The organism is Litoribrevibacter albus (genome assembly GCF_030159995.1).
GTDB lineage: Bacteria > Pseudomonadota > Gammaproteobacteria > Pseudomonadales > Litoribrevibacteraceae > Litoribrevibacter > Litoribrevibacter albus.
The window spans coordinates 99,305-121,678 of sequence record NZ_BSNM01000027.1; the positions used below are offsets into that span (position 1 = coordinate 99,305).

Consider the following 22,374-nt stretch of genomic DNA (forward strand, 5'->3'; position numbering starts at 1 on the left):
AGCCAAGATCCACCTATTCCTTAGACAATGCTTAATTCGGTTTATTGAAAAAGTCAGGGAATCGCTGACGCACTTGTTGAAGTTCTTTCTCCCAAAGCTGCCCTTCGACAATCTTAGGTTTCAACAGAATCACCAGTTCCACTTTTTCAGTAACGTCACGCTCTTGAGTGAAGAGTTTTCCAAGCCCCGGAATGTCTTTCAACATAGGCACGCCTGCTTCCAGTTGTTGGCTGCGCTCTTCCATCAAACCACCAATAACGATCACCTGACCGCTCTTGGCGCGAACAATACTGTCGGTTTCCCGAATAGTAGAAAACGCCAGAGGTAAAATAAGATCACCCGAATCCCCTAAAGTGACCGTCTTGGTTTGGTCTTCCACTTTAGAAATAGTCGGGTGTACATGAAGAATAACTTCAGAATCGCCACCAATATGGGGAGTCACATCCAAAGCAATACCCGAGAAAAACGGGGTTAACGTGATGTCCGGTGTATCACTGGTCGAAGAAGAGGTGCTGGTCGTGGTGCTGGATACATCGGTGACAAAGAATTCGTCCGATCCGACTTTAATAACGGCTTTCTGATTATTGACCGTTGCAATACGAGGGCTGGACAACACGCTGACATCGCCCTGAGATTCAATCAGACTGATGATGGCGTTAAAGTCAGTAAAGTTAAGACCAAACTTGAACACACCCTCAACAGATGAATCCAACAGGGTACTCAAATTGCCGGTATCAAAGCCCACCACAACTTCATTAGACGTATCAGTTATGTTTGAGTTAAAACCATTACCGAAGGTGTCCCACTGAATACCGGCCTGATAGCCGTCGGACAAACTCACTTCCAGAATTTTGGCTTCGATAATCACCTGACGTTTCAAGCTCAGCTCGGCACGTTCCAACATCTCTTCAACATTACGAAGTTCAGAGGGATAAGCGCGCACGATCAGCAATCCGGTGTGAGGATCAGTAATAACCCGACGACCCCCTTCAGTGCCTATCACCATGCTGACGCTGTTAAGCAGATTCCGCCAGAAGTTGGCTTCCGTCGTAGTTTCAACACGGGCACTTTGCAATGTCTCAGTACTGCTGGAGGCCGTCGAAGAAGTCGAGCTGCTTTGCTCAGTGCTGGACGAAGACACCTGACCACTGCTGATTAAAGTGGAAGATTGGCCGATCCTTACAATGTTCGGATAGTTAATCGGAAAGACTTTTGTTTGAATCTCTCTCGGAACAATCTGATAGCCATAGGCTTTCGGTAGGTAATCAAAGTTATAGATATCGCGAACCGCTTTGAGCGTTTCTTCCAGCGTCACGTTCTTTAGGCGAATCGAGATATCGCCTTTGACGTCTGGATGCACCACCATATTTTTTGAAGTGCCATCCACCAAGCTCATAAAAAATTGCTTAGCCGGCGTATCATTGGCGATCACATCAAAACGCACATCCGCCTCAGAGGTCACTTGTAACTCCGGCAACATCAGATCGGCCAAGGCGTCAGGCATTTGATGCTGTTTCGTCTGCGTTTGTGCTTCTGAGGTCATCGGAGGAATGGGAGGCAATTCCGTTCTAGGCACCGACTGACAACCTACCATGAGCGCTGCAACCAACACACCTAATGGACGCACCCGCGCTAACGTTTGGCTCAGAAACGTTTGATTCGACAACGTTGGATTCATACCTGTCACTCGGTCTCTCTCTTAATTTTAAAACCCTTCGCTGTGTTGATTGCCAACGTTTTAGTTCGGCCATCCACACGTAACGTTACTTTCTCAGCGTCTATGAAGAGCACTCTCGCGCCATCCACTGAGTCACCTACCGAGACGAGCTGTTCATTAATTACAGCACGCTTTCTTTGATCAGAAACTAATATTTGAGACAACGTAAATTTCGTTGATTGATACGTTCTCTTGGTGGATACCTCTCCAAACCCTGGCGGACGCATAGGGTCCGACACCGCATGATCAGAAAATGCCAGCCCCGAAAACAGCAGACTTACACTCATAACCAGCTTCAGACATGCAGCCGTGCTTAATCTCATGAATAGATTCCGTCGGATAATCGAGCGGTTAAACAATACGCTACGAGCTAATTTTCTATCGATAAACACCAATCAAATCCTTACTGGTACTCAGGGTGTACACTTCCAGCGTTAAACGCCCTACAGGATAATCATCCATCTGAAAGGCCAGATTTCGCCAAAACACTCTTTCCGGCAGTGCTTCTACCCGTGTTAGATAGTCTTTGACCTGACTGTATTTGCCTTCCATCTCCAGATGCAGCGTATGCTGGTAAAGATCAGCTTCCCCCGGTTTCCCGGAACCAATGGCTACCGGCTTCGCTTGAACACTTTTCACCGAAGTCAATTTCAGGCCTGAATCCTTATTCAACAAGGAAGCCAGCACATCCGACATTTGTGATGGCTCAATCAATTTGTCTGTAATGGTTTGAATATCATGCTGGTATTGAAGAGCACTCTGCTCTGCCTGCTCGATCTTCTTGCGAATTTCTTTATTCGGGTCAAATTTAGAAGCAGCAATGACTTCAGCAATTTCGACTCGTACCTTATCCACTTGCTGTTTGATGTCCCGCTCTTGCTGAACCATTCGTGTCCGTTTATCCATTAGCGGATCAAACACAAACAACTGGAACAACATATAAACAGCAATCAACAAGGTAACAAAAATAATGCCTCGTTCACGGGAAGTTAGCGCATTTAACTTTTCAGAGAGAAGCAGCCATTTAGCCTTCACTGTTCGGCCCTCCTGCTTTCTTCTGCGTATTGATGTCGGTGCTTAAAATAAAGTGCAGATAATTTTTGTTATCTTCATCCCGCTCAAGGTTGAACAGATTGAACGCCCGACCTTTGAATGAAGCGGCTTGTTTCAACCCGTCAATATACCCAGGCAGCACATCCGGTTGAGACACTAATCCGGTCAAGCGCATTGATTGCCCTTCCGACAATACATCAATTCGTGTTAACCAAACCTGACGATGATCAAACTGGGTTAAATCCTCGAATACCCCTGAATAGGCTTGTGCATCTTTCAAGGTATCGGACTTGAGATAATTTAATAAACGAATCTTGTTGTTGTTCTGCTCTCTCAGCGCAGCAAGCTGAGTTTCCAATGCTTTGCTCTTTACCAGCTTGGGATACTTCCGCTTGGCCTCTTTTAACTCGGCTTGTTTATCTGCCAAACGAGTATTCAGCGCAGTGATTTCCTCATCCAGAGTTGGAATCGGGTAATACAACATCAAAGCAACCGCAATTAATACACCCAAAGACAGCCCAAGATACTGAACCATCTTGGCAGTTGGCAGCTGAATAACCGGTGGTCGGAACTCATCACTGTAGAAATTGATCTTTTGATTAATTCTCAAGCCAACCTCCCGTCACGGCACCAATGGCTGAAATGCATCGATCAAGCACTTCCGGAGACTCCGACTCATGAGAAATATTTTCTGTGAATTGCCAATGCCAAGGCTGAACCATGATTTCCATCTTTTCATTTAACACACTGGCTAAACGCACTAAGTTTGTATCGGCCGGCATGAGAATTACTCTATGTACCACCCCTTTGCCAAGCTGACTTTCGTAATAATCCATTGAGCGCTTAATATCGAACATCAACTCATCACATTGCGCCAAATCGTATTCAGACAATTCGTCTTCGTTCAAACCATTCAGTCGGTCAACACCAATGCCTAAATTCCGCGCCAGATATAAATTGCCACTTTCCAACAGTCGCATCTGGCCTTCGTAGGCACCCAGCGACACCATGCCCGTGCTGTCGCCCTCTGTGACGCCCGAGGCAAATAACAAATTACTCAGGGAAAGTTCTTCGATGGTGATGCCTTTAATTTCAAGCCCTTTGTCTTCACACAGTTCAATAATCTCTCGAACCAGAGACTTATTGACCACCGCAACGTAGACCATGCTCAAGCGGCCACGGTAGGCATCTTCAGGCAACTTGAAATATTGAATGGTAACGGAATCCAGAGGCTCATTGATCAGGTCTTTCACTTTCCACTTAATCGCATCAGCGAGCTCAGCCTCGGGAACTTCTGGGGCATCCACCAGCAGTAAGTTATAAAACTTCTCCGATAAGGAAATATAAACATTTCCATACATCCGCTGCTTGGATATGGTTTTGGAAAGTGCTTTCTGCCATTCATTGTCTTCATAAGGAAAGAACGCGGCCGATTTCACGTGTAAGCCGTTCTTGGTAGAGACTCTGGCAAAAGCGATACCATCCGCCTCAATCGAGATACCATTCAAGACGCTGGTCTTTGGCTTCTTTTTCAATCTCGGCAGGCGTATCATTCCGTTTCTTTACTCACTAATAAAATGGGGCTAAAAATCAAATACATTAATAAACGATTGTATTAGTTTAGCAACATTTTTAAACCTTATTACTAAGATTAAACTCTAACCACCAGAATTTATTGACAAAATGCTTGATATAGTGCTCTACCAACCTGAAATTCCACCCAATACGGGTAACATCATCCGCTTGTGCGCCAACACCGGATTCCATTTACATCTGATTCGTCCTTTTGGGTTTGTTATGGACGATAAAAAGCTCCGACGAGCAGGTCTGGATTACCACGAACTGGCTAATGTGGAGATGCACGATTCGTTGGATGATTATCTGGCTAGTCGTCAACCTAACCGTGTGATGGCTATCACCACCAAGGGCAGAACGCGACACACAGCCGTTGAGTTTCAAGCCGGTGACGCGTTAATTTTTGGGCCGGAATCCCGAGGGCTTCCTATCGAGTTCATCGAATCGCTACCAGAAAACCAACGTCTACGCATTCCTATGCTGAAAGACAGCCGAAGCCTGAATCTGTCCAACAGCGCAGCGATTATGATTTACGAAGCATGGCGACAGTTAGATTTCCAAGGTGCGGAAGCACTCTAATTCAGGTAATGGCGCGGAAGTACTTGAATCCAGATCAGACAGCATTGCGTTTAATTCATAAGAAAGGACAGATATAGCCTCATGGATGAGCCAACCCAAGTAGAGTTAAACGAGCCTTATCACACCCAGTCGCCCGTACCTGACTCTAAGATAACCTTATTTCTACTTGGTTTTTGTCTGCTGTTCAGCGTCCACTTTAACATTGAGAATACCGGCGGTACGGGATTGGAAATGCCGTATAACGCTGCCGTGTGGAGCGTCATCAGCTTACTCTTCTCTTCCATGCTGTTTCGCCTTGCCAAGACACGACAGTGGATAGACGACTCCGCACTCAAGCTCCTTGGCTTGATTATGCTGGCGCTGGTCATCCCAATTGCATTTCAGGAAATTACAGAAACCACACAAGCGGGCACTCGGGTTCTCGCTATTCTGGCAGGTTTGCTGCTGACGGTACTTTTTTTTCAAAGCATCCAGGCACACAAGAGTTGGCAAAACGTGTTCTACCTGTTAGTTGCCGCCAGCCTAATTGAAGCTTTGTTGTGCTTGGTTCAACAATATTTTCCGAGTATCGCTGCTCTTGGGGTTTATAAAGAAGACTACGGAAGACCATTCGGATCGTTCCAACAACCCAATGTTAGCGCCAGCTTTATCGCAACAGGCATTATCACCAGTTTGTATTTGATACTTAAACCGCACGACGAAAACACCACGAAAGCTAAAATCTCGTTGTTGCTGTCTTGCGCGACACTGGGTTCCGCCGCACTGATTTTACTAGGTTCACGTACCGGTATCTTTGGCACCGTGCTCGCCATCGTTTTATGTCTGCCTCTGATTTATAAATATGTAACCACCCAAAGTGAGCTTTCAACCCCATACAAACCTCGATTATTTTGGGGCTGGCTTATTTCAGCCTCGTTTGGCGTACTGTTCGCAATCATCAGCATTCAACAAATGGAATCTGGCGGACGTAACCTGGAAGCCTTTCAGTCCACGGCAAACCGAACAGGGATCTACTTACAAGCACTGGACATGATCAAAGACAAGCCTTTGTCTGGCTGGGGTTATGGTAACTTTGAACGCAATTTTCTGGATTATTATGCAGAGAAATATCACTCGGGAGAGTACACTCACCAGATCATTGCCAATCTCGATCATCCACACAATGAACTTCTGTTATGGGCCGTAGAAGGTGGCGTCATACCGCCATTATTACTGCTCGCCCTGACTGTCATTTTAATCTTTCGGGCAATACGTCATTTAGGCATCGTTTACGGCCTGGCAGCGTTGTCGGTACTTGTCCCCATATCTTTTCATGCGAATACAGAATACCCGTTTTACCAGTCCATTGTGCACTGGCTGATACTCAGTTTACTTACTGCCTGGCTGCTTTGGATAACCAGCACATCTAGCATTAAATGCTTTAAACTGGACTTCTTTGCTCGCTGCTTCGCGGTAGTTATTCCTCTGATCACCATCCCCGTGATGATGCTTTGTATTCAGGCGACCTATCAGGTCACTAAATACCACGCCTCTAAGCAACAACATATTGAATACCTGAGTGATGTTATTCACCCCAGCGGTATCTGGAAACGTTTCTTTTTCGATGTGATGACCTATCGACTTTCTCAAGGTCTGAGTCAAAATAAACCCGATCAGATAAAAGCCTATATAAGTTGGGCAGAAGAGTTTCTGAAACACACGCCGAGACTAGCCATTTACTTCAATCTGGCGAATGCCCACTGGGCGCTGAAGGAATATGATCAGGCCATTCAGATCCTGGAAACGGCGGCGTACTTTTATCCCACCGATAAAAAGCTCAAAACAGCGATCAAGCAAACTAAAGAGAGTAGTCAGGCAATGAGTGAAGTACCTCTGCCCCACTAACCATCTGACGAATTGATTGCTAAACGATAAGAGCAGATAAAAAAATGCGCATAAAAAAAGCAGCTCAGATCAAAGATCATGAGCTGCTTTTTTTGGCCGTAAGAACAGGCCTTAGTGAGTCGCTTCTGCCTGACCCGCTTCTTGTTGCTTACGCTGCATCGCTTCAGCGAAAATCGCGTCGAAGTTAACAGGCTGCAACATGAATGGTGGCAAGCTGCCCTTAGTAACCATGCTATCGATGGTTTCACGAGCATACGGGAAAAGAATGTTCGGGCAGAACGCACCTAACGCATGAGCAAGACGAGGACCTTCCAAACCTTGGATAGAAAAAATACCGGCTTGTTTGATCTCAACCAACAAAGCAACTTCGTCGTCTTGTTTCGCAGTCAGCGTGATCGTTAATACCACTTCATACAAATCATCGCCCACTTTTGCATTACCGGTGTTCAAGTCCATATGAACTTGAGGTTTCCACTGGCTCTGGAATATCTGTGGTGAACGCGGAGATTCAAAAGAGAAGTCTTTTAGATAAATTCTTTGTAATGCAAAACCTGCATTTTGTTGCTCAGAGTTTTGAGCTGCCTGATTTTCTTCAGCCATATCGATACCTATCATTTTATTATTATTCTGTACTGCTACCGGAGATATTCATCGATGCGAAAACAGAAAAGCGCTCGAAAAAATCGTGGTGCCCGGCATTAGCCACTCTATCTTACAAACTATTTGCTGATGACAGTATCTTGAGACAGCACAGAAGTGAAAGTGCCTTTACACTACACAACGAATCTGTCAAAAACAACCGTTGAAAAGAGAAGATTGATCCCCAAAGGGATCAAATCAAAGAATCGAAAACAATTCGAAAGAGAAACTGCGTGACCAAGGATCGCCCGATAAGAAAGTGACTTATCAACAGTCACATGACGAACGTTACGCAGACAAGAAATTACTCAGCAAGAACGTATTAGGCCGTAACAAGTAACTCATCGAGTTTACCTGCACGCTCTAGCGCATAAAGGTCGTCACAACCGCCCACATGTGACTCACCAATCCAGATCTGAGGCACTGTGCGCTGATTACTTTTCAGCATCATTTCCCGACGCAATTCTGGCTGACCATCCACAACAATTTCATCAAAGTCCACAGACTTAGATTTCAACAATTGTTTTGCTCGAACACAATACGGACAATAGTTGCTGCTGTAGATAATAATATCAGCCATAGACCACCTCTCATTTAGTTAAACGCACCAGAACTGTCTGGCCATCCAAACTTAGATAAATAATGTAACCGATTACTCAACCGGTAGATTCAGGCTAGTCCACTCAGCCATGCCACCCGCCAAACGAGTCACATCAGTAAAACCATGTTTTCTCAAAATAGAACCCGCAGCATTTGAGGTTTGTCCCATTTTACAAACCACCACAACCGGCTTCTCTTTATGCGACTCGATTTCAGTAACACGAGAATCAAGCGATGCATACGGAATATTGATCGAGTTGATGATGTGGCCTTTTTTGTAATCCGCTTTATCACGAACATCCAGGATTAGCGCTTCTTCTTTGTTCATACGCATAATGACCTGTTGAGCCGATAACGTTTTCCCACCCTTGCGAGTTTCAGAAATAATAAACAACACCAACAAAACAACCCAAGCACCTACCAACATCGCGTTGTTCGTTGCAAATTCAAAAAACTGTTCCATGAAAAAATCTCATCATCAATATCGTGTGGCGCGTAATGATACAGCCTCACGGCTTATTTGAAAATCAAGGAGCACATTTTTCCACCACCAACGTGCCAGAAAGCATGTCCCCCATGAACATTCAGCCGATTTCCAGTCAAAGATTGAAGCACCCACGCCTCAATAGAACACAGTCATGATGATCAGATGACAGACTTCTGAAATTTGCGTAAAATTGAGCCTTTTTTAATCGCTGACAAAACAGCCAGAGAAAGCATGACTAAACAAACTACTGCACTGATTATCCTTGATGGCTTCGGCCACCGTACTGACAAAGATCAAAATGCCATTCTTAATGCTAAAACTCCGGTTTGGGATCGTCTGATTGAGGAACAACCACACACCTTAATCAACACCTCGGGCATGGCCGTTGGTCTACCAGAAGGTCAAATGGGGAATTCCGAAGTTGGCCACATGAACCTGGGTGCAGGACGCATTGTTTATCAAAACTTCACATTGATCACCAAAGCCATTGAAGACAAAGCCTTCTTCGAAAATCAGGTACTTTGTCAGGCAGTAGACGAAGCGAAAGCCAATGACGGTGCCATTCACATCCTTGGATTACTTTCTCCTGGCGGCATTCACAGCCACGAAGATCACATTAAAGCGATGGTTGAACTGGCTGACCAACGCGGCGTGAAAGAAATCTATGTCCACGCCTTCCTTGATGGTCGAGACATGCCACCACGCAGTGCTGAGCCTTCAATTAAAGCAATGGATGAAGTTCTAGCAGCAACAGGCAAAGGCCGAGTTGCTACATTAGTTGGCCGTTACTATGCAATGGATCGTGACAACCGCTGGGATCGTATCGAATCAGCGTACAAGATGCTGACCGAAGGCCAATCTGACTTTACAGCGACCAATGGTGTTGAAGGTCTGGCGGCAGCTTACGAACGAGGCGAAGACGACGAATTCGTTAAAACCACAGTATGTGCTTCAGAAGGTCAAAGCGCGGCCACCATCAACGACGGTGACGCGATCATTTTCATGAACTTCCGTGCCGACCGTGCCCGTGAATTAACCCGTGCTTTTGTGGAAGACGACTTCAAAGGCTTCGAACGTAACAAACGTCCAGCTCTGGCTGACTTTGTGATGCTTACCGAGTTCGCTGCAAGTATTCCTGCCAGCTGTGCCTATCCGCCGTCCGAATTAAAAAATTCACTGGGTGAATTCGTTGCCAAACAAGGCATGACTCAACTTCGCATCGCAGAAACCGAGAAATACGCGCACGTAACTTTCTTCTTCTCTGGCGGCCAAGAAGCCGAGTTTGATGGAGAAACGCGTATCCTGATCCAATCACCAGACGTTGCTACTTACGACCTGAAGCCAGAAATGAGTGCTCCTGAAGTAACCGATAAATTGGTTGATGCCATCAAGAGCGGTCAATATGACCTGGTTGTATGTAACTACGCAAATGGCGACATGGTCGGCCATACAGGTAAATTCGATGCAGCCATCAAAGCTGTGGAAGCGCTGGACGAAAGCCTGGGTCGCGTAACGGATGCCATTAAAGAAACCGGCGGACACTGTCTGATCACAGCCGACCACGGTAACTGTGAACAAATGCTGGACTACGACAGTGGTCAAGCACACACACAACATACAACCGGCCCGGTTCCGTTGGTGTATGTTGGCAGTGATCCATCCGTACAACTGGAAAACGACGGCGCACTGTGTGATATCGCACCAAGCCTGTTGAACCTTATGGGTCAGGAACAACCAGAAGAGATGACCGGGCATTCACTAATCAAGCGTTAATTTCTACGGTTGGATTTTATTCCGATCCTGGACAGGTCACAGACCAAATAAAATAGGTCCCAGATCAAATGAAAAAGCGGCGTCCATTGGACTGCCGCTTTTTTATTTACGTCACATCCCCTAGAATCTCTGCTGCGTTAATGCAAATCCGAAACGACATAACAGCTAAAAACAATATAATCGGAAGCAACAATACAACCAGAAACGGCTTAGCCGTTATACAAAACACACTCATCAGATTCTATTCATGCCTGCACTTAAATTGTTCTTTTCTTGTTTGCTGATTCTTGCTCTGGGTATCTCTGCCGCAGAAGCCACCGCTGAAAGTATTTCAGACGTTGAGAAGAATCTTTCCCAGCAGAAATCAGACATTGCACGACTCAAGAAAAAATTAAGCCAACTGAAAGTTGAACAAAACCAGAAGAACAAAGACCTCCAGGCAACCAGTAAAAAAGTAAGCTCAGCTCGAAAGAAACTTCAGCAAACAAAACGTGACTTGGACGCAACACAAAACAAACTGTCAAAGTTACGGGAACAAAACAGAAGCATTAAGCTTGAGCTGAATAAAAGTAAGCAACAAATCAGAAAGCTCCTGATTGCCGTCTATAAAAACCAGGATAATAATCAGCTCAAACTGTTGTTGAGTCAGGAATCTCCTCAGAAATTCGCTCGTTTACTGAAATACCATGAACACTTTCAAGCGGAACAGATGACTCAAATTGAGTCACATTTAAAAACATTAGAGACCTTCAAGAAAAACGAGCAACAACTGACCGCTGAATTAGTCACGCTTCAAGACTTAAAGAAGGCTCAGCAACAAGAGCAAAACAAACTTGCTGCGGCTAAAACCTCGCAGCAAAAGCAGTTGAACAAACTACGTCAATCACTCAAAACCGAATCAGCAAGATTAAATAAAAAACAGAAAGATCAGGCGCAACTCAACAAACTACTGGCAGAAATGAAAAAGGCCCTGGAAGACATCAATGCTTTGGGGGACAGCCGACCATTCGGATCAGACAAAGGAAAAATGCCCTGGCCAACACGCGGTAAAATCATGCGTTCATTTGGCAGTGCCATTGCAGGTGGCAAGCTCAAGTCCAACGGTATTTTGATTGGCGCTCCGTCTGGTAAGCCGGTAACCGCCATCCACAGTGGTCGGGTTGTCTTTGCGGATTGGTTCAGTGGCTTTGGATTATTAACCATTATTGATCATGGTGGTGGCTATATGTCACTTTACGGACAAGCCGAATCAGTAATTCGTGAACCAGGGGAATGGATTAACCGTGGCGATGTCATAGCTTATACAGGTAATACTTCCGATACGGACATTGAAGGGATATATTTTGAAATTCGCCAACAAGGTACACCAATCAACCCGAAAAGATGGTGTACAGGCCGCCCATAACGGTATAGCATTAATCAGTTTTATCAATAACTAACCTATGTAAATAGGTGTAAATTGCGTGCCAGCCAGTTCAATACGCTATGCTCTGGTAGCACGAATTAAATAAGAACTCGATTAAGGTCAATTTGACCTGAATATTAATTTTCCGAATTGTAGGTGTATAAATGAACTTGACTGCTAAAAGCAGCTTGGCATTTTTATTATCAACAGCCTTGTTGATGAATGTGAACTCAGCCGGTGCAGATTCCTCCCAACCAGTCACTCCCCTTTTACCCAGTTCGGAAATAGCGCCCTATATAATGGCGGCGGATGAAGTTGAGGCGATGCAAGACGCTTCAACTGACGAAACAAACACCGACGTTAACGACCAGATCACAGATGCGACTGAGCAAACGGATAAGATCCCGGAAGACGCAAGACTTCCGCTGAAAGATCTGCGCCTGTTTGCTGAAATTTTTAACAGCATTCGCACGTCATACGTGGAAGATGTTGACGATAAAACACTTCTGCAAAACGCCATTCGTGGAATGCTCTCGGGCCTTGACCCTCATTCTGCGTATCTGGATTCAAAAATCTTTGAAGAACTTCAAATCAACACCTCAGGTGAATTTGGTGGCCTAGGCATTGAAGTCCAGATGGATAATGGTTTTGTCCGTGTCGTCACCCCAATTGATGACACACCTGCATCACGCGCTGGTTTAAAAGCAGGCGACCTGATCATGAAGCTGGACGACAAGCCAGTGAAAGGTATGACTCTGGATAACGCGATTAATCTAATGCGTGGTGAGCCAGGATCAGACATCGTCTTAACCGTACTTCGTGAAGGTGAAGAGCAACCGCTTGAGTTCACCCTAACCCGCGACGTTATTAAAGTAACCAGCGTTCGTCACCGCTGGTTGGAAGACGGTTACGGCTACGTTCGTATTTCTCAATTCCAGGTTCAAACCGGCGATGATCTAAATAAGGCCATCGGCAAGCTTCAGGCAGATAACCAGGATCTTAAAGGCTTGGTTCTAGATCTACGCAACAACCCTGGTGGGGTATTACAAGCCGCTGTAGATGTTGTCGATACCTTCCTAACCAATGGTTTGGTGGTGTACACAGAAGGCCGTATTGGCAGCTCTAAATCTCAGTTCCATGCAACGCCAAAAGATTTGATCAACGGAGCGCCTCTGGTGGTCTTGATCAATGGCGGTTCAGCCTCTGCTTCTGAAATTGTAGCGGGTGCGCTGCAAGACCACCGACGCGCGATCATCATGGGCACACAAAGCTTTGGTAAAGGCTCTGTTCAAACCGTCATTCCTGTGGATGCGGAAAACGGTATTAAGTTAACCACCGCGCGTTACTACACACCAAACGGTCGTTCAATTCAGGCTCAAGGCATTGAACCAGACATCACCATTGAACGCGCCAAGGTAGAAACCATTAAGCCTCAGGTTCAATACAAAGAAGCGGATCTGGCAGGTCACTTGGAAAATGAAAACGGTGACGGCAAGGTAAAAGAAGCCAAAGAACAATTGGCTGAACGCGACTATCAATTATCCGAAGCATTGAACGTACTGAAAGGTTTCAACATCCTTTCTGCAAACCAGTAATAGCTTCTTTCGTTATTACCTATGTTTGATGCTCCATCTCCAAAAGCCCTGTTTCGTACAGGGCTTTTGTGTTTTTCACTCTTGTGCTTTTCATCGTTCAGTTCAGCGGCAACGGATTCTACTCCTGCTAACTCTCCTGCAACCACGCCGGTTCAAACACCCAAAGTCACCATTATTATTGATGACATAGGTAATAATGAATCGAGAGGGCTTCGGACAGTCAATCTTCTGGGGCCGGTGACTCTGGCGATTTTACCTAATCGCCCCTATTCAGAAGCGCTTGCAAAAAAAGGCCACCAACTAGGCAAAGAACTGTTATTGCATGCGCCGATGGAAAATCTACGAGACATGCCATTAGGGCTTGGAGCTCTGACCAGTGCCATGAATGCGGCCGAGTATCAACACCAGCTGATACAAAACATCGATGCCATCCCCCATTTAATGGGCATTAATAATCATATGGGCAGTTTACTGACCACTAAGCATCTACAAATGAATTGGACAATGAAGATTCTGAAAGAAAAGAATCTGTTATTTGTCGACAGTAAAACCAACCCCAAGAGTGTCGCCAATGATGTAGCCGTAATGTACGACGTGCCTACCGTGTCTCGCGACATTTTTCTGGATCACGTTCGCACCACCGCCTTCATTAACAAGCAATACGAAAAGTGCCTAACGATTGCGGAAAAGAAAGGCAACTGCTTGATGATCGGTCATCCGTACCCGGAAACACTGGATTATCTTGAAAAGGTACTACCGGAACTTGAACAGCGCGGCTTCAAGCAATTGCCTCTATCCGCACTGATTGAAAAGAAAACTCTGGCACGACAAGCGCACCCCAGAACGAAAAAAAGCCCAACACCAAGTGTTGAGCTTTCCATGAAGACGAAGCATACCCCTTAGAGGGGTGAAGTGTTAAAGACGAACTTCAACGCCTTGCTTTGCCATATACTCTTTAGCCTCGGGCACAGAGTACTCACCGAAGTGGAAAATACTCGCAGCCAATACCGCATCCGCTTTGCCTTCTACTACGCCGTCCACTAAATGTTGAAGATTGCCGACACCGCCTGACGCAATCACCGGAATCGATACCGCTTCACTGATTGCACGGGTAACCCCCAAGTCGAAGCCTTGTTTCACGCCGTCCTGATCCATACTGGTCAGCAGAATCTCACCGGCACCGTATTCAGCCATTTTCTTAGCCCACTCAACGGCATCAATGCCTGTTGGATTACGGCCACCGTGGGTAAAGATTTCCCACTTATTTTCACCCACTTGTTTACAGTCGATGGCGACCACGATGCATTGAGAACCAAAACGTTCAGCCGCTTCACGAACAAACTCGGGACGCTTCACCGCCGCACTGTTGATGCTGACTTTATCTGCACCTGCATTCAGCATGGTTCGGATATCAGACAATTCGCGAATTCCCCCGCCCACAGTCAACGGGATAAACACTTCACTGGCAATGGCTTCAACCGTATGCACAGTGGTTTCACGCCCTTCATGAGTCGCGGTAATGTCCAAGAAGGTAATTTCATCGGCGCCTTGTTCGTTATAACGTTTGGCGACTTCAACCGGATCACCCGCATCACGGATATCCACAAACTGAACGCCTTTCACTACGCGCCCGTTATCCACATCTAAACAAGGAATAATGCGTTTGGCCAATGCCATGTCTGTTTCCTCTTTCGTGACCTAGTCACTTAAAACTCTATTAGCTCCAAAGCAATTACTTATTCGCTCGAAGCCAGGACTTAACCAAGAAGATTCTCTAAAAACCAAGAGACCTCTTATAACTAAGAAGACACGATAAAACTATGCCTTGCCATCCCAAGAGGCGAAGTTCTTCAACAACTGCAAGCCAGCCGTGTGGCTTTTCTCAGGGTGGAACTGCACCGCAAACAAGTTGCCGTGTGAAAGAGCCACATCAAAATCCAGCCCGTAATGACAGGTCGCTTTCACTTCGTCTGAACGTTCGGCTTTTACATAAAAGCTATGAACAAAATAAAAACGCCTGTTGTCTTCAATTCCGTTCCATAACGGGTGATCAAGCTGTTTCACCTGATTCCACCCCATGTGAGGTACTTTCAGTTTCTCACCCGCTTCGTCTTTCAGCTTATCCCCAAAAAACTTCACCTTACCCGGCAACAAACCGATGCAGTCAACACCGCCGTTTTCTTCACTGTGTTCCATCAACGCCTGCATACCAACACAAATGGCCAGCACGGGTTTCTCTGCAACCGCTTTTTTAACAACCTCATCCATCCCCAATCGACGGATTTCAGCCATACAATCACGAATTGCGCCTACCCCCGGAAACACAACCCGATCGGCTGCTTCAATTTCCGCTACATCAGAGGTCACAATGATTTTGCTGTCACATACATGTTCAAATGCACTCGCAACCGAGTGAAGATTACCCATGCCATAATCAATAATCGCAATGGTCGACATCAATAAGTCTCTCTACCGCATTTTTTAACGGACCAACCGGGTTGACCCTCATTTAAACTCGTTTCAGAGCCGCCGATTACAAGCAACCTTTGGTGGAAGGCATGATGCCCGCCATACGCTCATCCACAGACAATGCCATGCGTAATGCACGACCAAAGGCTTTAAAAATGGTTTCTGCCTGGTGGTGGGTGTTTTTTCCACGAAGGTTATCGATGTGCAACGTCACCTGAGCGTGGTTAACAAAACCGTGGAAGAACTCAGAGAACAAATCCACGTCGAAGCCACCCACAGAACCACGGGTGAAGTCCACATGCATTTCCAAACCAGGACGACCAGAGAAGTCGATAACTACACGAGATAGAGCTTCATCCAAAGGCACATAAGCATGGCCATAACGAGTGATGCCTTTCTTGTCACCAATGGCTTTCGCGAATGCCTGACCTAAAGTAATACCGATGTCTTCCACCGTGTGGTGAGCATCAATATGAAGGTCACCTTTTGCCACAATATCCATATCAATCAAACCATGACGGGCAATTTGATCCATCATGTGATCTAGAAAAGGAACCCCGGTATCAAAGCTGGCTTTGCCTGTACCATCAAGATCAACCGAGATCTTAATTTGGGTTTCCAAGGTATTGCGTTCAACTGTGGCCTGACGTGCCGACATGCTTGCCTCCAAAAGGGATTCCCGCAGGAATCAAAATAAACAATCGCTATTATTCAAATGGGCGATTATTATAACGGCTTTCTAGCTGGTCTGCATTTATAACTGCCTTGCCCATGCGACTCGTTGCTAATGCATTGCTAATGGCAGGGTTTCTGGAAGCAAGTTTGCGACTTCCCCTTCCCGAAGCAGATCAGCTAAGCTTAAAAGAAACACAGAAGAGATCGTTTACGTGCCTGTTATTTTAAGAAAAGTTACCTCGCCAGAAGGCCAGGATCATATAGACCTCACCAAAACCTTTGGTGAACTGAAAGAACTTATTGTCGACGATCAGGTGATCGAAAACTCCGACACCTTCACTGAAGAACTGCTTCAACGCCACAATCAGCCTGAAAACCAATGGATTGCCTGCGCTTTTTTCAATGACCGCATCATTGGTGCTATGAGCGTCGAAGAATCAACCGGCCAAATGAAGCTGAACAATCTGACGGTTCGTCAGGTTACTCGTGACCGAGGCGTCGGCCACCGTTTGTTGGATCTGACCTTGGCCGAGGCAAAGGGAAAAGTCGTGTTATTGGAACTGACACGCGATCAAAACGTCCGAATGAAAGACTGGCTAAATCAATACAGTGCAGAATTTGTCTCCAACACTGCAGCCACCAGTCTCTATAAAATAACCCCGAGTGAGCATGAAGTATAACGACAGGATTCAAAACTATCGCTTTGGCCGCATCACCATCTTTCTGGTGATTGCAGCCTGCCTCTATGTCTTAGCAGAAAAGCCCGAGCTGCTGGAACTACACGAACACTCTACCGAATACCGGGATCAACTCGCGCAAAAAATGGATCGTCTATCCCTACAATACTTCATCGATACCAATGTGAAAGGCGAATGCACACTGGTAATCATGCAGAATGGCGAGCCACAGGCACTCACCGAATACGAAGAAACCAGTGATCTGGCCTGTAAGCGATTACTTCCTTACATTAAGGCCCCGACGTCCAAACCGGTTTCAGACAACTCGACCTTTGCTGACGAAGAGCAGCTCGACATTCCTGTTGAAAATTGATTTCAAGAGCAGTGAATTTCCAACATAATCAATATCGAGCATAGTGAGTTTCAAGAGTAATAAAGTTCGAGCATGATCAATATCGAGAGTAATGCCTACGGAAGGGAACATGTCTCAATCATTATTTACGCAGAAGCCTTCTAATACGAATAAAGCACACGCATCGAATTCAAATTCCACCGATCTACACACCGATTACCTGGTTATTGGTGCCGGCGTTGTCGGCCTGGCCATCGCCAAACGTCTCTCGGATGCAGGAAAGGAATGCCTGGTTGTTGAGAAAAACGCACTGTTCGGGGAAGAAACCAGCAGTCGCAACAGCGAAGTTATCCATGCCGGAATCTACTACCCAAGCAGCTCACTGAAAGCCAGGTTGTGTGTTGAAGGTAAACGGCAACTCTACCGCTATTGTCAGCAAAGAAGCATTGATCACTCACCTTTAGGAAAACTGATTGTTGCAACTTCATCGGATGAAGAAGAACAACTCTCAGCCATTCATTTAAAAGCCCAAGCCAACGGCGTGTTCGACCTGGAACAATTGACCCAAACACAAGTCAACGCTCGGGAGCCGAATGTCAAAGCTACTTCCGCACTGCTGTCCCCGTCCACTGGCATCATCGACGCTCATCAATACATGCTGTCGTTGGTGGGAGATATTGAAGATGCCGCCAACGCGATCGTATACAAGGCGGAAGTCACCCACATTGAACAACACTCTCAAGGCTGGACTGTCGCCATCAACAATCAAGGAGAAGCACTGACGCTTCGCTGTCGTTGGTTAATCAATGCCGCAGGTCTACATGCAAACGCACTTGCGACAATGTATTCGTCAGACGTCCCGGCTATTCATTACTGTCGAGGGTTATACTTCAGCTACACCGGCCATTCGGTATTCCATCATTTGATTTATCCAGTACCTGAAAAGAACACCGTCGGTTTGGGGATACACGCAACACTCGACATGGCTGGGCAAGTGAAGTTTGGACCAGACACGCAATACCTCGACACGATTGATTATCGAATGCCGGAATCAACTCATCTGGACGCCATCAAATCTGATTGGGTAACCGCTATTCAGCGCTATTATCCAGCTCTGGATGCCAACAAGTTGCACCCCAGTTATGCAGGGATCCGCCCCAAATTGAGTGGACCTGGCGATCCGGCTGAAGATTTCTTGATCGAAGGGCCACAAACACACGGCTTGCCTAATTTAATTCATTTACTTGGTATAGAATCTCCTGGCTTAACCGCTTCTCTTGCTGTGGCGGAGTACGTTCTCCAGTTAATTGATCAAAGCGAGTAATAACCTTACTCATGAGCCTCATTCATACCATTCAGAAGCATGCACAGTGGAAACCATGATGAACAGGTTACGAGCCACACTCGCCTTTCAACGCAACTTATTCCTTAATTTTCTGCACGACAACTGCCTGCAGGTGGCCGCAGCCCTGACCTACACCACCCTATTCGCCGTGGTTCCGGTCAGTTTTGTGTTGTTTACCGTATTAAAATCCATCCCGGCATTAAGCAGCGCGAACGAACAAATCCAACAGTTTATCTTCAATCACTTTGTCCCCTCGTCGGGTACAGAAGTGATGACCTATCTCCAGAAGTTCGCCAGCCAATCGACACAGCTAACCTTCATTGGTTTGGCCATTCTGATTGTCACTGCAATCTTATTGTTACGAACCATTGAGCAAAGCATTAATCAGATCTGGGGAATTTCCCAACGCCGAAAGGGCATGGTCAGCTTCCTGATGTATTGGGCAATCATCAGCTTGGGGCCAATCTTGCTGGCCAGTGGATTATTAATTTCCTCCTGGCTGGCCTCCTCCGAGTTACTGTCGCAAACACTGGCCTGGGCCAATGTAGGCAGCTCCCTCTATACCCTGATGCCCTGGCTACTGAACGTTCTGGCTTTTAGCCTGATTTATATTGTTGTTCCTAACTGTTATGTACCCTGGCGTGCCGGCCTATCGGGCGCACTTGTAGCAGCAACGCTGTTTGAGTTAGCTAAGTTCAGCTTTACCTGGTTTGTCAGCAATCTCTCTTCTTATCAACTGATTTACGGTGCCTTTGCTGCCATCCCTCTATTTTTGCTGTGGATTCATATTTCCTGGTTGATCACACTGCTTGGAGTGGAATGGGTAAAGGGACTGGTCACTTGGTCCTCCATGCAACACGCGTCTAAAGAATCGGTGTTCTACCAGAGCCTTCGAGTGCTGGAATACCTGTGGCGAAATCACACCGAAGGCCACGCCACCAGCGCGGAGAGTTTGGGGCACTTTTTAAGTGAACTGGGATGTGATCATTGGAGTGAAATTCGCCAGTTTCTGCTACAAGAAAATCTCATTGCCGTCGATGCCCGTGGCGACTTTCTGGTTGGCCGGGACTACCATCAGGTTCAACTCACAGACTTAATGAGAAATGCACCCTGGAACATGGCTGAATGGCGTGAGCATATCAGCCATCACTCTTCAGAAGCGTGGCAAAAAGAGCTTGAAGAACAATGGCAAGGGCTTGAGCAAACCGTGAATATGCAGTTTCCGCAATCGCTGCAATCTCTGCTCAGCCAACTTTCCAGAACGCATAAAAATACATGATTATCTTAAAACCCTAACAATCTAAAAATTCCAAGATGCACAAAAAAGCCGATCTAAATTGATCGGCTTTTCACTCTCACAAGCAACAAATCAGCTTATTTGATGCCCATGCAGTTTGCATAGTAAGTGGTAGTCGCAGGCCAGTCAGAGAAGACACCGATCACGCCCACGTCTTGCGCAAGTACATGAAGTACTTCCATCTTATCGCCATCGTTGTCGATCACGTCCTGGCCACCGTTGTCACCGTTTATAGACTGGTAGTACCAACCGCCGTTGTCTTTCAATAAGCCGGAACGCTCCAACGTCCAAGTGATGAGTTCCAAACCAGCGGTTTTTGCATTGATCGCATATTGAGACGGAACGAGTTCTCCATTACCGTTCACATCCAGCAACATCCACATTGGTGGAGCCAACACTTTCACCCCGTTTGCCACCCAGGACTCCATCTCTGCAAGGCTGACATTTACATCGTATTTACCGTCCAGAAATACCGCCTGCTCACCAAATTCAGGGTCGTTATTTACCCAGTAAATGACATCATCATAATTGAAGGATTGAGCCCAAACACGACTCGGATCAATGCCTGCATCAATGTAGTCATCAATCATTTTCTGAGCGAAGTCTTCTTGAGTGAACTCCCCTTCATAGGGCATTTCAACTTCAGGAGATTTCAGCTCAGGCGTGAAATCTGCACCTAAAGAGTTGATCAACTGAATGCTTTCTTTGTGAGTCATCAAGGTGCCACGAGCGGTATATAAATCCGTACGCCAGTTAGCTGTCGAATTCATGTAGTCCGCTATGCTGGTTGCGTTTTTGTTGGCCGCATCCATTTTGCCTTTAAGCGTTTTAAACTCAGCCAAGGTGATGTCCGATGTACAGCATTTGATATCGGCAGCATTAATCAGGTTACCTTCGCTATCAAACTCTGGTGGTACGGAACAGCTTTGCGCCAACGGAGTTTCAAGAATGTTTGTTGTAGTATGAAGGTCACACTGTGCATGACGACAAACCAATTCACGGTCTTTGGTGAAGGTGACATCACACTCCACAATACCCGCTCCCATTCTGGCTGCCGCTTCGTAAGACTCTTTGGTGTGTTCGGGAAACTGCATTGCCGCACCACGGTGTCCGATAGAGAACTTGGTGCGACGGAAGGTTTTCTTCTCACAACTTTGCAGTTTGTCTTTCAATTCACTCTGATCCATGTCCGCAACCAGATAAAACGGACGCGGTCCGAGTTGAGCCTTGGCATGACGGTTACGAAGGTATTCAAAGTGATTTTTGATTTGCTCAAAACGCTGTTCCATATCGTGTTTTGGCGCAGCATAAGCCGGTACATTCATGGTAATCAGCGCCATCAACGTGCTGATCATAAGTGCTAGTAGTCGCATGGTATCTCCATCGCTGTTGTTATTCTTCAGGGATCTCGAATTCCCTTTCAGGGTTTATGAAATCGAATCTTGTCTGAGTACAACCAAAAATCGGGAAGATCTTTAACACAAACGTCGAGAGATACTAAAAAGTGATTATGACGATTTGATGCTGTTTTGTTGAACAAGCATTTAATAACCGTACATTAAAACAGACACATAAAAAAAGGCGCCATTAAGACGCCTCGCTATAAACTTCCAACTTAGTTAGATAAAAGTGGATTATCCCTTAGTTGCCAAGACCGAACCTGTGGCAACCATGATGCCTCCGCCAATGCGATTCATACGTTTCTCGGCGTCTGGATTCTGAAATGCTTTTCTCGCCTTTGAAGCCAAATAGGCATACCCCAACATCACACACCCTAATACGACAGAAATAACCGTGGCTACCAGAAAAACATCCATCGCACCTAAATCGGTCAGGTTTACAAACGTTGGCAACATACCTAGATAAAAGATAATCACTTTCGGGTTGCTCAAGGTAATGAACAGTCCAGACAAATAATTGGCCATCCAGGAGTTTTCTTTAACTCCGTCAATATTCACAGCCTCAGGCTTAGTACGCCACAGCTTGATTCCCAACCAAATCAAATACGCGGCACCTACATATTTGACAATGGTGAAGAAGCTGCCTAACGCTTCCGCCATAACTGCCAAACCGAATACAGCCATGAGCAAAAAGACCAGATCGCCCGAGACGATCCCCAAGACCACAACAGAGGCATGACCAAAACCAGACGACAAGGCACGCGCAACCGTAGCAAACACGCCAGGTCCTGGCATAGCAGCCAGTAACAACATAGTTCCTGCGAGGGCTAATAAAGATAACAAGGTCATACA

23 protein-coding genes are annotated in these 22,374 nt (G+C 46.1%); 10 read left to right on the plus strand and 13 right to left on the minus strand.

From position 1 onward, the window contains the following. Positions 1-31: 31 nt before the first annotated feature. Genes mshL through QQL66_RS20195 form a run of 5 tightly spaced genes read right to left on the minus strand, consistent with a single transcriptional unit; the run spans position 32 to position 4,323 of the window. Complete coding sequence (gene mshL, locus QQL66_RS20175) at positions 32-1,678, minus strand: pilus (MSHA type) biogenesis protein MshL (protein WP_284383971.1); 1,647 nt, start codon at positions 1,676-1,678, stop codon at positions 32-34. Between the two features lie 5 nt (positions 1,679-1,683). Further along, positions 1,684-2,040, minus strand: a complete 357-nt coding sequence (locus QQL66_RS20180) for a hypothetical protein (protein ID WP_284383973.1) — start codon at positions 2,038-2,040, stop codon at positions 1,684-1,686. A gap of 55 nt (positions 2,041-2,095) precedes the next feature. After that, a complete protein-coding gene (locus QQL66_RS20185; protein ID WP_284383976.1) occupies positions 2,096-2,752 on the minus strand; it encodes a hypothetical protein in 657 nt (218 codons plus the stop codon). Then, the gene (locus tag QQL66_RS20190) at positions 2,742-3,380 is read right to left on the minus strand and encodes a hypothetical protein (RefSeq protein ID WP_284383977.1); all 639 of its coding nucleotides are present in this window, start codon (positions 3,378-3,380) and stop codon (positions 2,742-2,744) included. Before QQL66_RS20190 ends, QQL66_RS20185 begins: the two co-directional genes overlap by 11 nt. After that, complete coding sequence (locus tag QQL66_RS20195) at positions 3,370-4,323, minus strand: type IV pilus biogenesis protein PilM (RefSeq protein WP_284383978.1); 954 nt, start codon at positions 4,321-4,323, stop codon at positions 3,370-3,372. Before QQL66_RS20195 ends, QQL66_RS20190 begins: the two co-directional genes overlap by 11 nt. 130 nt (positions 4,324-4,453) lie before the next feature. Here QQL66_RS20195 and trmL point away from each other — a divergent pair, with 130 nt between their 5' ends. After that, positions 4,454-4,924, plus strand: a complete 471-nt coding sequence (gene trmL, locus QQL66_RS20200; RefSeq protein ID WP_284383979.1) for a tRNA (uridine(34)/cytosine(34)/5-carboxymethylaminomethyluridine(34)-2'-O)-methyltransferase TrmL — start codon at positions 4,454-4,456, stop codon at positions 4,922-4,924. Between the two features lie 81 nt (positions 4,925-5,005). Next, the gene (locus QQL66_RS20205) at positions 5,006-6,808 is read left to right on the plus strand and encodes a PglL family O-oligosaccharyltransferase (RefSeq protein ID WP_284383980.1); all 1,803 of its coding nucleotides are present in this window, start codon (positions 5,006-5,008) and stop codon (positions 6,806-6,808) included. 111 nt (positions 6,809-6,919) lie between these two features. On the opposite strand, the gene secB is transcribed toward QQL66_RS20205, so the two are convergent. The 3 genes from secB to QQL66_RS20220 all read right to left on the minus strand — a co-directional run bounded on the left by secB (position 6,920) and on the right by QQL66_RS20220 (position 8,510). Continuing rightward, positions 6,920-7,408: a protein-export chaperone SecB gene (secB, locus tag QQL66_RS20210; protein WP_284383981.1), complete on the minus strand. Its 489-nt coding sequence runs from the start codon at positions 7,406-7,408 to the stop codon at positions 6,920-6,922. A gap of 361 nt (positions 7,409-7,769) precedes the next feature. Beyond that, complete coding sequence (gene grxC / locus QQL66_RS20215; RefSeq protein ID WP_284383982.1) at positions 7,770-8,027, minus strand: glutaredoxin 3; 258 nt, start codon at positions 8,025-8,027, stop codon at positions 7,770-7,772. Positions 8,028-8,099: 72 nt separating this feature from the next. Next, positions 8,100-8,510, minus strand: coding sequence for a rhodanese-like domain-containing protein (locus QQL66_RS20220; RefSeq protein ID WP_284383984.1), 411 nt, complete (start codon positions 8,508-8,510; stop codon positions 8,100-8,102). A gap of 255 nt (positions 8,511-8,765) precedes the next feature. On the opposite strand from QQL66_RS20220, the gene gpmI reads away from it, so the two are divergent. The 4 genes from gpmI (at position 8,766) to QQL66_RS20240 (ending at position 14,210) form a co-directional block, all read left to right on the plus strand. Continuing rightward, positions 8,766-10,307 (plus strand): 2,3-bisphosphoglycerate-independent phosphoglycerate mutase, encoded by a 1,542-nt coding sequence (gene gpmI / locus QQL66_RS20225; protein ID WP_284383986.1) that lies wholly within the window; start codon positions 8,766-8,768, stop codon positions 10,305-10,307. Between the two features lie 247 nt (positions 10,308-10,554). Next, a complete protein-coding gene (locus tag QQL66_RS20230) occupies positions 10,555-11,712 on the plus strand; it encodes a murein hydrolase activator EnvC family protein (RefSeq protein ID WP_284383987.1) in 1,158 nt (385 codons plus the stop codon). Between the two features lie 164 nt (positions 11,713-11,876). After that, entirely contained in the window at positions 11,877-13,307 is a 1,431-nt protein-coding gene (locus tag QQL66_RS20235; protein ID WP_284383988.1) for a S41 family peptidase, read from the plus strand. Between the two features lie 21 nt (positions 13,308-13,328). After that, positions 13,329-14,210, plus strand: coding sequence for a divergent polysaccharide deacetylase family protein (locus QQL66_RS20240; RefSeq protein WP_284383989.1), 882 nt, complete (start codon positions 13,329-13,331; stop codon positions 14,208-14,210). Positions 14,211-14,222: 12 nt separating this feature from the next. Here the strand turns inward: QQL66_RS20240 and hisF are convergent, their stop codons facing one another. The 3 genes from hisF to hisB form a co-directional block, all read right to left on the minus strand. Then, complete coding sequence (gene hisF, locus QQL66_RS20245; RefSeq protein ID WP_284383990.1) at positions 14,223-14,984, minus strand: imidazole glycerol phosphate synthase subunit HisF; 762 nt, start codon at positions 14,982-14,984, stop codon at positions 14,223-14,225. Positions 14,985-15,125: 141 nt separating this feature from the next. Next, positions 15,126-15,764: an imidazole glycerol phosphate synthase subunit HisH gene (hisH, locus tag QQL66_RS20250; protein ID WP_284383991.1), complete on the minus strand. Its 639-nt coding sequence runs from the start codon at positions 15,762-15,764 to the stop codon at positions 15,126-15,128. Positions 15,765-15,840: 76 nt separating this feature from the next. Beyond that, on the minus strand, positions 15,841-16,434 hold the full coding sequence (gene hisB / locus QQL66_RS20255) for an imidazoleglycerol-phosphate dehydratase HisB (protein ID WP_284383992.1): 594 nt from the start codon (positions 16,432-16,434) through the stop codon (positions 15,841-15,843). Between the two features lie 229 nt (positions 16,435-16,663). Between hisB and QQL66_RS20260 the strand changes: the two genes are divergently transcribed. From QQL66_RS20260 to QQL66_RS20275, 4 genes are all read left to right on the plus strand, one after another. Further along, complete coding sequence (locus QQL66_RS20260; protein ID WP_284383993.1) at positions 16,664-17,131, plus strand: acetyl-CoA sensor PanZ family protein; 468 nt, start codon at positions 16,664-16,666, stop codon at positions 17,129-17,131. Further along, positions 17,121-17,501, plus strand: a complete 381-nt coding sequence (locus tag QQL66_RS20265; protein ID WP_284383994.1) for a hypothetical protein — start codon at positions 17,121-17,123, stop codon at positions 17,499-17,501. The genes QQL66_RS20260 and QQL66_RS20265 overlap by 11 nt, the downstream gene beginning before the upstream one ends. Before the next feature lie 109 nt (positions 17,502-17,610). After that, positions 17,611-18,804 (plus strand): NAD(P)/FAD-dependent oxidoreductase, encoded by a 1,194-nt coding sequence (locus QQL66_RS20270; protein ID WP_284383995.1) that lies wholly within the window; start codon positions 17,611-17,613, stop codon positions 18,802-18,804. Between the two features lie 58 nt (positions 18,805-18,862). After that, on the plus strand, positions 18,863-20,104 hold the full coding sequence (locus QQL66_RS20275; RefSeq protein ID WP_284383996.1) for a YihY family inner membrane protein: 1,242 nt from the start codon (positions 18,863-18,865) through the stop codon (positions 20,102-20,104). 95 nt (positions 20,105-20,199) lie between these two features. Here QQL66_RS20275 and QQL66_RS20280 read toward each other — a convergent pair whose 3' ends face one another. Together QQL66_RS20280 and QQL66_RS20285 are read right to left on the minus strand one after the other, a co-directional pair. After that, positions 20,200-21,495: a glycerophosphodiester phosphodiesterase family protein gene (locus QQL66_RS20280; protein ID WP_284383997.1), complete on the minus strand. Its 1,296-nt coding sequence runs from the start codon at positions 21,493-21,495 to the stop codon at positions 20,200-20,202. 261 nt (positions 21,496-21,756) lie between these two features. After that, positions 21,757-22,371 carry a LysE family translocator gene (locus QQL66_RS20285; RefSeq protein ID WP_284383998.1) on the minus strand — a complete coding sequence of 205 codons (615 nt, stop codon included), beginning with the start codon at positions 22,369-22,371 and terminating at the stop codon, positions 21,757-21,759. Between the last annotated feature and the right edge of the window lie 3 nt (positions 22,372-22,374).